Here is a 14,944-nt window from a genome sequence, read left to right as displayed (position 1 = left end):
TTTCCGCTCGGCCGTGCCCCGCCAGCGACGGCTACTCGTCGGGGAACTCGTAGACGACCGCGCCGCAGTCCGCACAGCCGAGCACCTCGTGTTCCGGCGAGTCGTACAGCCCCGCGGTGCCGCCACAGCAGTTGCGCGTCGTCGTCTCCTCGACTGCGCCGCCGCAGTCCGGACAGACCTCGACGAACATCCGCATCGGCTCCGTGGCCGCGAGCGCGACCATCGGGTCGACGCCGCGCTCGACGACCGTGTAGAGGGTCGCCACGTCCGCGATGGCCTGCGGCCGCGAAATCCACACGGACATCGAGGGGCCGTCGAGCGAGATGCCGCCGAACTCGGCGTCGACCGCCGCCTCGAACGGGACCGCGTTGGCGACGGCCTCGGCGAGTTCCTCGTCTGTGGTCTTCCGGAGCGTCGCCATCGTCGACTCCCACTCCTCGCGGGCGTCGTCGGCGAGGAACAGCCCGTCTGCTTCTTCGACGAGGACGCCCGCGTTCAGGAGCGCCGACAGCATCGCGTCGGGGTCGACGTCGGCGTCGAGCGATTCCGAGCGCCGGTCGGGAGCCGACCCCTCGCCGCCGTGGTCGAAGACGCCGGCGAGGCCGACCGCCGCGACCAACCGCGGCGCGAACGAGGGCGTTCCGGGGACGACGTAGCCCCGGAGGTACACCGAGAGCGCGCCGCCGACGAGGACGGCGAGACCGGCGACCGGCGAGAGCACGCTGACCGCGAGGCCGACGGCGACGACGATGGCGACGTTGACGGCGGTACACGGGAGACAGCGGTTCTCGCCGGTGTGTTCCGGGCGCCTGAGTGAGTCGATGACGGACATGGTGTGAGACGTGGGGCTTGGGGTGTGCGTTCGCGGTGGTCAGTTCGCCGGGGGCGTCTCGGTCTCGGTCTCGGCCGCGTCGAGGCGGACCGCCTCGCCGGTCTCCGACGAGCGGTAGATGGCGTCGATGACGCGCTGGACGGCGAGGCCCTGTTCGACCGTGTTGCGGCCGGGGTGTTCGCCCTCGGCGACGGCCGCGAGGAACGCCGCCTGTTCGGTCTTGTGGGTGTCGTTGTCCTGGGTCTCCACGTCCGTCGTCGAGAGGTGGTTGCCGCCGCCGACGCCGTCCTCGTAGAACTGGAGGTCGTGGCTCGCGCGGTCGAAGCGCACGCCGCCCTCGGTGCCGCGGAGGAAGAACTCGTCGTTGGTCGGGCGGTTCGTCGCCCACGCGACTTCGAGGGAGATGGTCGTGCCCTCGTCGGTGCGGATGAAGGCGCTCGCGGAGTCGTCCACGTCGAAGGCCTCCGGGCCCACGTCCTCGCCCCACATCTCGACGAAGGTGTAGTCGTCGCGGTCGCCGAACTCCGAGCGGGTGACGCCGGAGACCTCGACGACCTCGGGGAAGTCGAGGAAGTAGAGCGCGAGGTCGATGGCGTGGACGCCGATGTCGATGAGCGACCCGCCGCCCGCGATTTCCTTGGAGGTGAACCACGACCCGCGGCCGGGGATGCCGCGGCGGCGGACGTAGTTGGCCTCGACGTGGGTGACGTCGCCGAAGCGGCCCTCTTCGTAGTGGTGGCGGACGACCTCGACGGGGTTGGCAAAGCGGTTGTTGAAGCCGACCATGCAGAAGCCGTCGGCCGCCTCGGCCGCCGCGGCGATTCGCTCGGCCGATTCGAGCGAGTGTGCGAGCGGCTTTTCGAGCAGGACGTCGAGGCCCGCGTCGAGCGCGGCGACGGCGTACTCCTCGTGGAAGCGGTTCGGCGTGGTGATGATGACCGCATCGACCTCCGCGAACAGTTCCGACTTCTCCTCGTAGGTGTTCACGTCGTACTTCTCCGCGAAGCGGCGACGGGCGTCCGCCTGTATGTCGAGGCCGCCGACGAGGGTCGCGCCGAGGTCGACGAGGCGGTCTGCGTGGTGGTGTCCGATGTTTCCGAGTCCGACGATGCCGACTCGGACCGATGATTCCGTACTCATGATTCGATGATTAACTACAGGTGGTGTTAAGTTTCACGTTCTTTGGGCTAAATTGGCGGAATCGACCGCGAGACGCCGTTCAGGTCGCGTTCTCGACGTGGCGAGCGGCGCGCGGCGAAACCGGATGCGGCGGGGAACACGGGTCGAAACCGAGTCAGTAGAGCTGTTCTTCTCGCTCCTTGCGTTCTTCCTCGCGGCGCTGTTCTTCCTTGAGCCGACGCCGTCCGCGGAGGTACTGCTTGCCCTTCGGGATGAACTTGTTCTTCAGGTCGAGCAGGAACGAGACGATGCCGTAGGCCCAGAAGAAAAACAGGACGGTCATCCCGCCGAGGTAGAACAGGCCGAGTTCGTTGACCATTGGTGTGTGATGTGGTGTGGCTCCGATAAGCGTTGTGCGGGCTGTTCGAGTCGCGCGCTGGCGAGGGAGGACGAGCCGACGCGGGCCGCGGTACGGCCGCGTCAGTCGTCGCTTTCGGCTTCCGTGCCGGGCGCGCCGCTCGTCTGGACGGTCGTCTCGATGCCGTGGCTGATGGCCTCGCCCGTCTCCGTGTCGAAGAGGTGGACGCGCGAGCGGTCGAGCAGGACCGTCACGTCCTCGTCTTCCTCGATGTCGGTGTCGGGGGCGACGCTCATCAGCAGTTGGTCGTTGGCGACGCCGCTGGTGTCTTCGAGGTCCGTCTCGGTCGTCTCCGCGAGCTTCAGGTAGACGAATATCTCGTCGCCCATCGGTTCGAGCACGTCCGTGACGGCGTCGATGCGGCGGCTGGGGTTCGACACGAGCGCCTCGTCGCCGACGAGGTACACGTCTTCGGGGCGGATGCCCATCGTGACGTCCGCCCCCGGCTCGACGCCGAGGTCGGCGGGGTCGAACTCCACGTCGATGTTGGTCGAGACGAAGCCGTTTTCGGTGACTTCGCCGTCGAGGAAGTTCATCGAGGGCGAGCCGATGAAGCCGGCGACGAACAGGTTCGCGGGCTCGTTGTAACAGACGAGCGGCGGGTCTATCTGCTGGAGTTGGCCGGAGTCGATGACCGCGATGCGGTCGGACATCGTCATCGCCTCCGCCTGGTCGTGGGTGACGTAGATGATGGTCGTGTCCAGTTCCTTGTGCAGGCGCTGGAGTTCGGTCCGCATGTGGACCCGGAGCTTCGCGTCGAGGTTCGCCAGCGGCTCGTCCATCAGGAAGACGCCGGGGTTGCGGACGATGGCGCGGGCGATGGCGACGCGCTGTCGCTGGCCGCCGGACATCTCGTCGGGCATGCGTTCGAGCATCCCCTGCAACTGGACGATTTCGGCGGCGCGCTCGACGCGGCGCTCGATTTCCTCCTTGTCGTAGTTGCGGAGGCGGAGGCCGAAGGAGATGTTGTCGTAGACGTCCATGTGGGGGAACAGCGCGATGTTCTGGAACACCATCGCCACCCCGCGGTCCTTCGGCGGGAGGTTCGTCACCTCGCGGTCGCCGATGAACACCTTCCCCTCCGAGGGGATGGTGAGGCCCGCTATCATCTCCATGGTCGTCGACTTGCCGCACCCCGACGGACCGACGAGACAGATGAATTCTCCGTCGTCGATGTCGAGGTTCATGTCGTCGACCGCCGTTACGTCGTCGTAGTGCTTGCTTACGTGTTCGAGTGTTACGTCTCCCATGATTACTCCTTCAGCGCTCCTGCGGTCAGTCCACTCACGATGCGTTCCTGCGCGATGATGACAAGGATAGCCACGGGTAAGACCCCCACGATGGAGGCGGCGGCCATCAGGTTGTACGGGGTGTCGAACTGCCCCTGATACTTCAGGATACCCGCGACGATGGGGGCCCACGAGTCGGCCTCGCCGTTGTTCATCAGGAACGAGAAGAAGAACTCGTTGTAGACGCTGATGAACGTGAGCACGCCCGCGGTCGCCACGCCGGGTGCCGAAAGCGGCACGATGACGCGGAACAGCGCGCCAAGTCGGGTCGTTCCCTCCACCCGCGCCGCGTCCTCCAACCCGTCGGGAATCTGCCCGTAGAAGGTCGTGAGGATGAATATCGACAGCGGCAGGAACAGCGCGCTGAACGGGAACACCATCGGTGCCGGCGTGTTGAACAGGTCCGGCGTCGATATCGTCACCATCCCGATGCTAATCGCCGTGTTCCCGGTGAACAGCTCGAAAAGCGGGATGAGGAACGCCGCCGGCGGGAAGTAGCTGATGGCGAGGATGCCGAGCATCAGCACGCCCTTGCCGGGGAAGCGAAGGCGGCCGAAGACGTACCCCGCGAGGCTGGCGATGAGCAACACGAGCACGGTGGTCGTGATGCCCAGCACGAAGCTGTTGAACATGTACAGGTGGAACGGCACCCGCTCGAACATCGCGACGAACACCTCGGGGTTGAACCCCTTCGGCACGAGCCCCATGTTGGCGATGAGGTTGTTCGGCGTGAGCGCGAGCACGAGAAGCCAGTAGAACGGGAACAGCGTCGTGACGAGGAAGAACAGCATCGCCACGTAGAACATCGCGCGGTAGACCCTGTCGGGGTTCTTGATGGCCGAGTCGACCCAACGGCCGAGCGGCCCGCGTTCCATGTCGTCGTCGTCGGAGCCGAGGCCGGCTCCCGGGGTTTCGCTGGACATCTCAGAGACCCTCACTGGCGAAGTTCACGATGTACACCGAGACCACGACGGCGATGATGCCGGCGGTGACGAACGCCACGGTCGCCGAGGTCCCGTACAGCGGCGTGTTGAACGTCGTGACGACGAGACACGAAAGCGACGGGACCGTCTGACAGCCGGCCATCGTCTGGATGATGCCGTAGACGCGCATCGCGTCGATGGTGCGGAACAGCATCGCCACGAGCACCGTCGGCAGGATGAGCGGGAAGGTGATGAGCTTGAACTGTTGCCAGCGCGACGCGCCGGCGACCTTCGCCACGTCGTACAAAGACCGGTCGATGCTCTGCATCCCCGCGAGGATGAGAAGCGCCATGAACGCCGAGGTCTTCCACACGTCGGCCACGATGATGAGGAACAGCGCGTCGGCGGTGTTCCGAAGCGGCGTCGTGCCGATGAGTCCGAGTTGGTTCAACAGCGCCGGATTCTGGCTCGTCCCGACGAGGAAGCCGATGTTCGGTTGGAACATCAGGTACCAAATCATCCCCTGAATGACGATGGGCACGGCCCACGGGATGATGATGGCGACGCGGACCCACCGCCGCCCGCGGAAGTCCTGGTCTAAGATGAGCGCCTGACCGAAGCCGATGAGCGTTTCGAACAGCACGCTGAAGACGGTGAAGATGAGCGTCACCGCGAGCGCGCTGGCGTAGATGTTCGTGACGAAGGGGAACTCCGAGGAGAACGTCGGGAGGAACTGCGACGGGAGCGCGTAGTTGCGCGCGCCGGTGAACAGGTCCACGTAGTTCTGCAGTCCGACGAACTCGCCGAGCCGCGCGCTCCCCGTCAGCTGGTCGGCGAACAGCGACATGCTGAACGTCGACACCAGCGGGTAGACGGCGATTACCCCCAAGAGGACGAGCGCGGGCGTCAAAAGCAGGTACGCGAACTGCGTCTCGGAAAGCGACTCCATCCAGTTGACGGCCGAGGCGTACGGACCGCTCCGCTGGGTGTCGGAAAATGTCTCCCCTGATTGTTGTTCGGTAGCCATGTCAAATGATAACGTGTATGTTTGTTACGTCTCGGTAAAGACGTTGCTCTACGCGTTCTGCTCGATCTGTTCGAGCTGTGATGCGAGGTCGGACATCGCGTCTTCGGGGGATTTCTCCTGGGCGAACGCGGCGTTGACCTCCTGTGAGATGCGGCCGGACTGCTGGGGCCAGACGACGGTGACCGGGCGCGGAATCGCGTTCTCGCCGGCGACCTTCAGGGCGTCGAGGTAGCGGCCGATGATGGGCACCTCGGCGGCCTGGTCGGATTCGAGGAGCGACGGGCGCGGCGGAATCCAGCCGATGATGCGGAACATGTCGAGCTGGAACTGCTCGGTCTGCATCGTCCGAAGCACCTGCACCGCGGCCTGCTTCTGTGCGTCCGAGGAGTTCGGGTTCATCGTCATGTGCCAGCCGCCGAGGGCGGCGACGGGGCCGCCGGTGCCCTCGTACTGGGCCTCGTCGGCGGTGACGCCGTACGGAATCGGCATGACGCCGAGGTCCTCGCCGAAGCCGGTCTGGTCGTTCTCCTCCGAGGGCTCCGCCCCGTTGATGACGATGGAGTACGGCCAGTTGCGGTGCATGACCGCGTTGCCGGTCGTGAAGGGCTGTCGGGACGGGTCTTCGGTCCACTGGAGGACCGCCTCGGGCGAGATACCGCCGGTGATGCCGTCGAGGGCGTACTCGTCGTCCTCGCCGTGGATGAGCGTCCGAACCATCCGAATCGCGTTGATGACCGGCTCCTCTTCGACGGTGATGGGGCGGTCACCGATGGGGCCGAACAGGTTCTCGCGGCCGCCGAAGTACGCGCCGCCGTACGAGGTCATGAACTCGTTGAAGTCACAGCACGACAGGCCCTCGTAGACGTTCGCCTGGAACGTGAAGCCGTTCTCGATGTCGGGGTTGGCGTCGAGCGCCTCCCGCGTGACGCGCGAAAAGTCCTCCCACGACATCGACTCGGTCGCCCACGTCGAGAAGTCCTCGTCGGTGTAGCCCGCGTTGCGGAGCAGGTCCTTTCGGTACTGGACCGTCGGGAAGTCGGGGAACAGCGGCTGACCGTAGAGGTCGCCGTTCGGCCCCGTCGCCGTCGAGACGCTGGCCTCGAAGTACTCCTCTTGGATGGTCGACGTCAGCTCCGAGGGGAGCGACTGCGAGAGGTTCTGCAGTTGGTTGCGGGCGATGAAGGGAATCGTCCACCCGCTGTCCATCATGAGCAGTGTCGGCTCCGAGCGACCGCCGGAGAGCCACTGCTGATACTGCGCCTGTCTGTTGTCGGTCACCTGCGAGCCGGCGAGGATGTCGATATCGATGTTCTCCGGGAGGCCCGCGTCCCGAAGCGCCTGCACGACTTCCGCTTCCGCCTCCGCGACGCGGGTGTCGGCGGCCCACTGAAGCGTGATGTCCTCGGTGGACTCTTCGGTGTTAATCGGCGTGTCGGTGTCGGCGTCCGTGCCGCCGTTACCGCCGCCGTTGTCGCCGCCGCCGGTGCTAATGCATCCGGCCAACCCGACGGCGACGCCCGATGCGCCGGCCGCCTTCACAAAACTGCGTCGAGAGACGCCAGTACGCTTGCCCTTGCGTGAGTCAGCATCAACCATTACAGTTTGTACACTACAATTAGTGATTATTTATAGTTTTGGTGCTGGCCACTACCGCTGTTGTAGTAAACTACATGATACTAATCACCCGGTTCCGAAATTCAATCGCCCCCAAGTCTGTAACTATCGTCTATGAAGAATAGGTCGCCGGACCCTTAGTCCTTGCCCGGCGCGGGCCACGTCGGCGACTTCGGTGCCTCGATTCGCTCGATATCGTCGTCGCTCAGGTCCACGTCGAGCGCGCTGACGTTCTCTTCGAGGTGGTCGAGCCGGCGCGGCCCGATGATAGGGGCGTCCACGACGGGCTTGTGGAGGAGCCACGCGAGCGACACCTGCGCGGGCGTGGCGTCTTTCTCCTCGGCCAGCGACCGAATCGCGTCGAGGACGGCCCAGTTCTCGTCGGTGAAGCGGCCCGACGTGTACTCGTCCGAGTTCGCGCGCGTGTCCGCGGGCACTTCGGCGTCGCGCTCGTACTTGCCCGTGAGGAAGCCGCCCGCGAGCGGCGACCACGGGATGACGCCGACGCCCTCGCCCTCGCAGACCGGAAGCAGGTTCGCCTCCTCGTGGCGGTCGACCGCGTTGTACTCCGGTTGCATGCAGGCGAAGCGTTCGAGGTTCTCCACGTCGGCGGTGTACAGCGCCCGCGTGAACTGATACGAGGTCATCGTGGACGCGCCGACGTACCTGACGAGTCCTTCCTCGACGAGGTAGTCGAGCGCCGACAGCGTCTCCTCGATTGGGACGCCGTCGTCCCAGCGGTGAATCTGGTAGAGGTCGATGTAGTCGGTGCCGAGGCGGTCGAGGCTCGCGTGCGCCTGGTCGATGATATGCTTGCGCGAGAGCCCCGATTTGTTCGGCCCGTCGCCCATCGGGAAGTAGACTTTCGTCGCGATGGCGAGTTCGTCGCGGTCGCGGTCGGCGATGGCCTCGCCGACGATTTCCTCCGACTCCCCGCGGGAGTAGGCGTTCGCCGTGTCGAGGAAGTTGATACCCTCGTCGAGCGCGCTGTCGAGGAGGTCGAGGCTCGCCTGCCTGTCGTTCATCATCCACTCCGCGCTGGAGCCGAAGTTCATACAGCCCAGACAGAGCCGCGAGACTTCGAGGCCGGTGTCGCCGAGATAGGTGTACTCCATGTCGGTCACACCGGTTCGTACACGAACGACAATGATAAGCATACGCACGTCTCGGCGGTGAGAGAAACGACCACGGACGCGCGGAGACGTAATCGCTTTACCCGCGCCTCCGGAACCCGAGGTGTATGGACGGGCGCACTCGCGAGTACCTCGAAGGTCGCTTCGGCGATTACTACCGGAGCACCGACGTTCCGCTCCCGCCCGCCCCGGGCGAGCGAGAGTGGGGCGTCATCCCGTGGTCGGCCGGCGGCACGCGGATGCACCGCCACCAGTCGCTTCTCGACCTCGGCGACCTCTCGGACTACCTCGCCCGGAGCGCGCCCCGGCACGTCTACTTCTCGTCGGCCCGCTTTTCGGACCCCGGCGCGGGCTCGATGGACGACAAGGGCTGGCGCGAGGCCGACCTCGTGTTCGACATCGACGCGGACCATCTCCCCGGCGTCGACCCCGAGACGACGGGGTACGCCGACATGCTCGACGCCGGGAAGGAGGCCCTGCTTGACCTGCTTTCCCTCCTCGAAGACGACTTCGCCTTCGAGGAGACGCAGGCGGTGTTCTCCGGCGGCCGCGGCTATCACGTCCACGTGCGCGACGAGTCGGTCCGCGGCCTCGACAGCGAGGCCCGCCGCGAGGTGGTCGACTACATCCGCGCCATCGACCTCGACTTCGACGCGCTCATCGAGACGCGACAGCACGGGACGACGACCCAGCGCGTCCTCCGGACCGAAGGCGGATGGGGGCGGCGAACCCACGAGCGACTCCTCGGGTTCGTGGACGCGCTGTTGGAGATGGAAGAGGACGCCGCGCTCTCGCGGCTGAAGGAACTCGACGGCATCGGCGACGGGCGCGCGAAGACGATTCTCGGCGCGTTCCGCAACAACCCCGACGCCGTCCGCGAGGGCAACGTCGAGGCCGGCGGCCCCGGCGTCCGGACGCTGGTCGAGGCGCTCGCCCACGAGACCGTGGAAGACGAGACCTCGCCGATAGACGAACCGGTGACGACCGACACGAAGCGACTGATTCGGCTCCCAAAGAGCCTCCACGGCGGGTCTGGACTCGTCGTCGAACCGCTCGACCGCGACGAAATCGACGACTTCGACCCCCTGTCCGACGCGGTCCCGGACCGCTTCCGCGGCCGCGACATCGCCGTGAGAGTGACCGACCCCGGCGAAGTCGAGTTCGACGGCGATAGCTTTACACTCGACTCCGGCGTGCAGTCGGTAGACGAGAGCCTCGGCGTGTTTCTCATGACTCGCGGTCGAGCCGAGAAGGTGACAGAATGAACGTAGACGACCTCAGGAGCGTGCTTCGGACGGAGCGACAGAAAGACAGCCTACAGCACCTCCGCGAGTCGTTCTACGAGGACGTCGCGGAGTTCATCGCCGAGCAGAAGGCGAAACGCGAGGAGAAGGCCGAACAGCTCGGCACCCACTACTCGCCGGAGATTCGGCGGCTCACGGACGAAATCGAGACCGCGGAGGAGGTCGTCACCTCCATCTACGAGCGCCGGGTCGGCAAGGTCGTCAAGGCCGCGAGCTTCGCGGCCGCGGGGATGTCCTCCGAGACGGACGGGCTGACCCACGAGGAAAAGCGGCTGTTCGACGATCTCGTCGACCGCATCGAGGAGAACCGCGGGACGGTGCTGTCCGCGCTCGAAGACGTGTCGGCCGCCGACTCCCCGCGCGACGCCGTGTCGGCGACCGACGTGACGACCGCGGAACCGGACGCGCCCGGCGATTCCGGTCCCGCGATTCCGCCGGACGAACCCGACCCGGAAACCGCGCCGACCGGAACCGGAACCGACGCCAGCGCCCCCGAGGCCGCCACCGCCGACTCGGCCGCGGGCGACGTGCTCGCTGACGCGATGGGCGGCGGGAGCGGCGACGACGCCTCGGACGCGCAGTCGGCGACGCAGACGGGGGCCGACCGACCGGCCACTGAGGCCGCCGCGGTCTCCGCCGATTCCGAGTCCGTGGGTTCCACTCCGACGGACTCCGACCCCGCGATTCCGCCGGACGAACCCGACTCGGAGACCGCGGCCCCATCGACGGCGGACGCCGACGCGGTGGAACCGTCCGACGACGACCCGCTTTCCGGCCTCGCCGACGAGCGCGAGACGGTGCGCATCACCGCCGACGTGGGGACCATCCTCGGCGTCGACGAGCGCGAGTACGACCTCGCCACCGAGGACGTGGTGACGCTCCCGGCGGCGAACGCCGACCCGCTGGTCGAGCGCGGCGCGGCCGAGCGACTCGACTGAGAAAGACCCTTCTCCCCGCCGCCTGAACTGGTGGCTATGCTCGAACCCGGCGACGACGCCCCCGACTTCGAACTGCCCGACCAGCACGGCGACCTCGTCTCGCTGTCCGACTTCCGCGGCGAGCACGTCGTGGTCTACTTCTACCCGCGCGCCGACACGCCGGGCTGTACCACCGAGGCCTGCGGTTTCCGCGACTCGTGGGACGAGTTCGAGGAACGCGACGCGACGGTCCTCGGCATCAGCGACGACCCCGTCTCGGACCTCGATTCGTTCGCCGAGAAGTACGACCTCCCGTTCACGCTCCTGTCGGACGAAGACGGGAGCGTCTCCTCGGCGTACGACTCCTACGGCGAAAAGAACATGTTCGGCAAGACGTTCGACGGCGTCTTCCGCAACTCCTACCTCGTCGGCCCCGACGGAACCATCGAACGGGTCTACGAGGGCGTCTCGCCCGACGGCCACGCCGACGAAATCCTCGCCGACCTCGACGGCTGAGCGGCCGGCCGGCCACTCTGTGCCCCCTCGCGCCCAACTGACAACTACCGACCGAGTACATTCTTTACAAACGCCGGGAGACACACCGCATTTCCGGTGAAATAAACGTAGAACTCGTTGATTATTTCGTATCCCGAGAACCGCGTACCACTACGTAGCAGACGGGAGTGATATGAACGTGACGGTCGCGCCGTCGCTCGGTGGGTCGCGTTCGAAAAAATATCCGGGTGCGCGACGACCGCGGGGCGCTTACTGGAAGGTGCGGCCGACTTCCGTCTCGCGGTCGCGTTCGACCTCGCTCTTCTGGAAGCGCTCTTCGATTTCCTCGTAGCGGCGGCGCACGTCGTCGGTGACGCTCGCGCCGATTTCGTCGAGGGCGTCCTCGAAGTGGTCCATCGTCACGCGGACGTTCCCGACGCTCTCGCCGATTTCCTCTTTCGCGACGCTCCGGATGAACTCGCGGGAGGCGTTCATCGACGCCTCGCGGGCGAGCGCTTCGAGGTCGGCACCGACGTAGCCGTCGGTCTTCGACGCGATTCTGTCGAGGTCCACGTCGTCCGCGAGCGGCTTGTTGCGGGTGTGCACGTCGAGGATGGCGCGGCGGGCCTCCTCGTCGGGGACGGGCACGTGGACGTGGCGGTCGAGGCGACCGGGGCGCAGGAGCGCCGAGTCGATGAGGTCCGGCCGGTTGGTCGTCGCGATGACGACCACGTCTTCGAGCGCTTCGAGGCCGTCGAGTTCGGTGAGCAGTTGCGAGACGACGCGCTCGGTGACGCCCGAACTCGACGAGTCGCGGCCGCGCTCGGTCGCGATGGAGTCGATTTCGTCGAAGAACACCACCGTCGGGGCGTTCTCGCGGGCCTTCTTGAACACCTCGCGGACGCCCTTTTCGGACTCGCCGACGAACTTGTTCAGGAGTTCGGGGCCCTTGATGGAGATGAAGTTCGACTCCGCCTCGTTGGCGACGGCCTTCGCCAGCAGGGTCTTCCCCGTGCCCGGCGGGCCGTACATCAAGACGCCCTTGGCGGCGTCCATGTCCATCTGCTGGAACACCTCGGGGTATTCGAGGGGCCACTGGATGGTCTCGCGGAGGCGCTCTTTGGTGGGTTCGAGTCCGCCCACGTCCTCCCACGTCACGTCGGGGACCTCGACGAACACCTCTCGGAGCGCCGAGGGTTCGATGCTCTTGAGCGCCTGCTTGAAGTCGTCTTCCGTGACTTTGAGGCCTTCGAGCACCTCGGCGTCTATCTCCTCGGCGTCGAGGTCGAGCTGTGGCCGGATGCGCCGCAGGGCGTGCATCGCCGACTCCTTGGCCAGCGATTCGAGGTCGGCCCCGACGAAGCCGTGGGTGCTGTCGGCGTATTCGTCGAGGTTGATGTCGTCGGTCAGCGGCATGTTCCGCGTGTGGACCTGCAGGATTTCCTTGCGGCCGTCGCGGTCCGGCACGCCGATTTCGATTTCGCGGTCGAAGCGGCCGCCGCGGCGGAGCGCGTTGTCGATGGCGTCCACGCGGTTGGTCGCGCCGATGACGACGACTTCGCCGCGCTCGTCGAGGCCGTCCATGAGCGACAGCAGTTGGGCGACGACGCGGCGTTCCACGTCACCGCCGGCCTCGCTCCGCTTGGGCGCGATGGAGTCTATCTCGTCGATGAAGACGATGGCCGGCGAGTTCTCCGTGGCCTCCTCGAAGATTTCGCGGAGCTGTTCTTCGGACTCCCCGTAGTACTTCGACATGATCTCCGGGCCGGAGATGGTGTGGAACGAGGCGTCGATTTCGTTGGCGACGGCCTTCGCGATGAGCGTCTTCCCCGTCCCCGGCGGGCCGTGCAGGAGGACGCCCTTCGGCGGCTCGATGCCGAGGCGCTTGAACAGTTCGGGGTGGCGCATCGGGAGTTCGATCATCTCCCGGACCTGTTCGAGCTCCTTGTCGAGGCCGCCGATGTCCTCGTAGGTGACGGAGGGGCCGCCGTCGTCGCCCGGCGCGGCGTCCGTAATCTGCTCGGCGGGCTTCTGGCTCACCTGGAACTCGGTGTTGTCGGTGACGACGACGGTCCCGTCGGGGTCCGTCGACGCGATTTTGATGGGGACCGACTGGTTCGACGCGCTCATGAAGCCGAAGCCCAGCGGGAGCTGGACGCTCTGGCCCTGCGCGACCGGCTGGCCCGAGAGCTTGTCGCGGATGTAGGTCCCGATGTTGCCGCCGATGCGGAGGTTCTGCGGGAGCGCGATGGTGACGCGCTTTGCGGGCTTCACGTCCGCTTTCTCCACGTCGACGCGCTCGTCGATGCCGACGCCGGCCTGCTGGCGGAGGCGGCCGTCGATGCGGATGATGCCGGTACCCTGGTCTTCGGGGTAGCCGGGCCAGACGCGGGCGATGGCGGTCCCGTCGTTCGGACCGTCGATGCGGATGAAATCCCCGCCTTCGAGGTCGAGTTCCGCGGCCGCGGCTCGGTCGATGGCGGCGAGCCCGCGGCCGGCGTCCTTCTGCTTGAGGGGTTTGACGATGAGTTTCATTTACTTGGTGAGGGTGATGGTGAGCACGCCGTTTCGAACCGACACGTCGGCGTCGCCGCCGGCGGGGAGTTCGAACTCCGTCTCGGTCACGCGGTCGCCGGTGTCGGCCACGACGATGGCCGTCGACCCGACGATGTCCACGTCGATCTCGTCTTCCGAGAGACCCACGTCGGCCGCGATGACCCAGCTGTCTTCGTATTCGTACCGGCGAATGAACCGCTCGTTCCCGCCGGCGAACTGTTGCATGCTCATTGTAAGTCTAACCTAAAGTTAGCGTTTTAAGTATATAAGTCTTTTCCCAGCAAATCGGGTGACGACACCGATATCTCGCGTTTCGGTCGAATTGCGGTTCACAGTCGCCACGCCTCACCGTGTAGTTCGCGGCGGAGTAACGTCAAACTAGTGGCCTCGGCAGGGGGCCGCACGGTCGGCCGCGAAGCGGCCGCTTCGCCCCGCCGCCGAAACTCGGTGCCGGCGTGGGGGTTTATTGGCCCGCGGCGACCAGTTTCGAGGCATGGAGACGGCTTCGGTGGACCACCACGGACGGGAGACAGCCTATCGATACCGCGACGCGGGGGGAGAGGGACCGACGGTCCTCTGTGTGCACGGTAGCGGCGGCGCCCACGGCGTCTGGCGCGGTCAGTTCCGCCTCGCGAGCGACTACCCGACGGTCGCGCTCGACTTGAGCGGCCACGGCGACAGCGACGACGTGGACGCCGACGCCGGCTACGAGACGCTGTCGGCCTACGTCGACGACGTGGTCGCCGTGGCCGAGGCGACGGACGCGAGCGTCCTCGTCGGCAACTCCCTCGGCGGCGCGGTCGCCCTGACGCTCGCGCTCGAACGCGACCTCGACCTCGACGCGCTGGTCCTCGCGGGCACGGGCGCGAAACTCGCCGTGCTCTCGGACCTGCTGAGCTGGCTCGACGACGACTTCGACCGCGCCGTCTCCTTTCTCCACGGCGAGGACAAACTGTTCCACGCCGACGACGAGCGACTCGTCGAGGGCTCGAAAGCGGCGATGTACGACGCCGGACAGGCCGTCACCCGCCGAGACTTCCTGTCGTGTCACACCTTCGACGTGCGCGACGAGGTGGGCGAGATTTCGGTTCCGACGCTCGCGCTCGTCGGCGAGTACGACCGCCTCACGCCGCCGTCGTACCACGAGTACCTCGCGGAGACGATGCCCGACTGCGAACTCGAAACGGTCGAGGACGCCGCGCATCTGGCGATGCTCGAACGGCCGGCGGCGTTCAACGAGGCCGTGAAGTCGTTCCTCGACCGCCGCGTCGCGTAGGTCGTCGCAGGTCGCCGCAACCGGACGCGAGCGGGGGTGTC

14 protein-coding genes are annotated in these 14,944 nt (G+C 66.4%); 4 read left to right on the top strand and 10 right to left on the bottom strand.

The features are described from left to right. Window positions 1–31 precede the first annotated feature (31 nt). The 8 genes from C438_RS10920 to C438_RS10885 all read right to left on the bottom strand — a co-directional run bounded on the left by C438_RS10920 (window position 32) and on the right by C438_RS10885 (window position 8,337). Window positions 32–832: a hypothetical protein gene (locus C438_RS10920; protein ID WP_004969439.1), complete on the bottom strand. Its 801-nt coding sequence runs from the start codon at window positions 830–832 to the stop codon at window positions 32–34. A gap of 39 nt (window positions 833–871) precedes the next feature. Further along, window positions 872–1,972, bottom strand: coding sequence for a Gfo/Idh/MocA family protein (locus tag C438_RS10915; protein ID WP_004969438.1), 1,101 nt, complete (start codon window positions 1,970–1,972; stop codon window positions 872–874). 154 nt (window positions 1,973–2,126) lie between these two features. Next, the gene (locus C438_RS10910; RefSeq protein ID WP_004969437.1) at window positions 2,127–2,330 is read right to left on the bottom strand and encodes a hypothetical protein; all 204 of its coding nucleotides are present in this window, start codon (window positions 2,328–2,330) and stop codon (window positions 2,127–2,129) included. A gap of 101 nt (window positions 2,331–2,431) precedes the next feature. Continuing rightward, complete coding sequence (locus C438_RS10905) at window positions 2,432–3,619, bottom strand: ABC transporter ATP-binding protein (RefSeq protein WP_004969436.1); 1,188 nt, start codon at window positions 3,617–3,619, stop codon at window positions 2,432–2,434. Window positions 3,620–3,621: 2 nt separating this feature from the next. Then, entirely contained in the window at window positions 3,622–4,581 is a 960-nt protein-coding gene (locus C438_RS10900; protein WP_004969435.1) for a carbohydrate ABC transporter permease, read from the bottom strand. Between the two features lies 1 nt (window position 4,582). Then, on the bottom strand, window positions 4,583–5,530 hold the full coding sequence (locus C438_RS10895; protein WP_004969434.1) for a carbohydrate ABC transporter permease: 948 nt from the start codon (window positions 5,528–5,530) through the stop codon (window positions 4,583–4,585). 126 nt (window positions 5,531–5,656) lie between these two features. Further along, entirely contained in the window at window positions 5,657–7,204 is a 1,548-nt protein-coding gene (locus C438_RS10890) for a substrate-binding domain-containing protein (protein ID WP_152421766.1), read from the bottom strand. A 155-nt stretch (window positions 7,205–7,359) separates the two neighbouring features. Beyond that, window positions 7,360–8,337, bottom strand: a complete 978-nt coding sequence (locus C438_RS10885) for an aldo/keto reductase (RefSeq protein WP_004969432.1) — start codon at window positions 8,335–8,337, stop codon at window positions 7,360–7,362. Window positions 8,338–8,462: 125 nt separating this feature from the next. Here C438_RS10885 and priS point away from each other — a divergent pair, with 125 nt between their 5' ends. Genes priS through bcp form a run of 3 tightly spaced genes read left to right on the top strand, consistent with a single transcriptional unit; the run spans window position 8,463 to window position 11,092 of the window. Further along, on the top strand, window positions 8,463–9,620 hold the full coding sequence (priS, locus tag C438_RS10880; RefSeq protein ID WP_004969431.1) for a DNA primase small subunit PriS: 1,158 nt from the start codon (window positions 8,463–8,465) through the stop codon (window positions 9,618–9,620). Next, entirely contained in the window at window positions 9,617–10,597 is a 981-nt protein-coding gene (locus tag C438_RS10875; protein WP_004969430.1) for a DNA replication complex subunit Gins51, read from the top strand. The genes priS and C438_RS10875 overlap by 4 nt, the downstream gene beginning before the upstream one ends. 36 nt (window positions 10,598–10,633) lie before the next feature. After that, window positions 10,634–11,092 carry a thioredoxin-dependent thiol peroxidase gene (gene bcp, locus C438_RS10870; protein WP_004969429.1) on the top strand — a complete coding sequence of 153 codons (459 nt, stop codon included), beginning with the start codon at window positions 10,634–10,636 and terminating at the stop codon, window positions 11,090–11,092. Between the two features lie 249 nt (window positions 11,093–11,341). Here the strand turns inward: bcp and C438_RS10865 are convergent, their stop codons facing one another. Next, window positions 11,342–13,606, bottom strand: a complete 2,265-nt coding sequence (locus C438_RS10865) for a CDC48 family AAA ATPase (protein ID WP_004969428.1) — start codon at window positions 13,604–13,606, stop codon at window positions 11,342–11,344. Then, complete coding sequence (locus tag C438_RS10860) at window positions 13,607–13,858, bottom strand: Hsp20/alpha crystallin family protein (protein ID WP_049917966.1); 252 nt, start codon at window positions 13,856–13,858, stop codon at window positions 13,607–13,609. Between the two features lie 262 nt (window positions 13,859–14,120). Here C438_RS10860 and C438_RS10855 point away from each other — a divergent pair, with 262 nt between their 5' ends. Continuing rightward, window positions 14,121–14,903: an alpha/beta fold hydrolase gene (locus C438_RS10855; protein WP_049917965.1), complete on the top strand. Its 783-nt coding sequence runs from the start codon at window positions 14,121–14,123 to the stop codon at window positions 14,901–14,903. Window positions 14,904–14,944: the final 41 nt, after the last annotated feature.

Origin of the sequence: Haloferax denitrificans ATCC 35960 (genome assembly GCF_000337795.1) — an archaeon.
In the GTDB taxonomy this organism is placed as follows: Archaea; Halobacteriota; Halobacteria; order Halobacteriales; family Haloferacaceae; genus Haloferax; species Haloferax denitrificans.
This window is presented reverse-complemented; position numbering and strand designations above follow the sequence as displayed.

Excerpts from the sequence above, each read along its gene's own strand:
- C438_RS10920 (WP_004969439.1), bottom strand. The coding sequence starts at position 832 with ATGTCCGTCATCGACTCACTCAGGCGCCCGGAACACACCGGCGAGAAC.
- C438_RS10915 (WP_004969438.1), bottom strand. The coding sequence starts at position 1,972 with ATGAGTACGGAATCATCGGTCCGAGTCGGCATCGTCGGACTCGGAAAC.
- C438_RS10910 (WP_004969437.1), bottom strand. The coding sequence starts at position 2,330 with ATGGTCAACGAACTCGGCCTGTTCTACCTCGGCGGGATGACCGTCCTG.
- C438_RS10905 (WP_004969436.1), bottom strand. The coding sequence starts at position 3,619 with ATGGGAGACGTAACACTCGAACACGTAAGCAAGCACTACGACGACGTA.
- C438_RS10900 (WP_004969435.1), bottom strand. The coding sequence starts at position 4,581 with ATGTCCAGCGAAACCCCGGGAGCCGGCCTCGGCTCCGACGACGACGAC.
- C438_RS10895 (WP_004969434.1), bottom strand. The coding sequence starts at position 5,530 with ATGGAGTCGCTTTCCGAGACGCAGTTCGCGTACCTGCTTTTGACGCCC.
- C438_RS10890 (WP_152421766.1), bottom strand. The coding sequence starts at position 7,204 with ATGGTTGATGCTGACTCACGCAAGGGCAAGCGTACTGGCGTCTCTCGA.
- C438_RS10885 (WP_004969432.1), bottom strand. The coding sequence starts at position 8,337 with ATGGAGTACACCTATCTCGGCGACACCGGCCTCGAAGTCTCGCGGCTC.
- priS (WP_004969431.1), top strand. The coding sequence starts at position 8,463 with ATGGACGGGCGCACTCGCGAGTACCTCGAAGGTCGCTTCGGCGATTAC.
- C438_RS10875 (WP_004969430.1), top strand. The coding sequence starts at position 9,617 with ATGAACGTAGACGACCTCAGGAGCGTGCTTCGGACGGAGCGACAGAAA.
- bcp (WP_004969429.1), top strand. The coding sequence starts at position 10,634 with ATGCTCGAACCCGGCGACGACGCCCCCGACTTCGAACTGCCCGACCAG.
- C438_RS10865 (WP_004969428.1), bottom strand. The coding sequence starts at position 13,606 with ATGAAACTCATCGTCAAACCCCTCAAGCAGAAGGACGCCGGCCGCGGG.
- C438_RS10860 (WP_049917966.1), bottom strand. The coding sequence starts at position 13,858 with ATGAGCATGCAACAGTTCGCCGGCGGGAACGAGCGGTTCATTCGCCGG.
- C438_RS10855 (WP_049917965.1), top strand. The coding sequence starts at position 14,121 with ATGGAGACGGCTTCGGTGGACCACCACGGACGGGAGACAGCCTATCGA.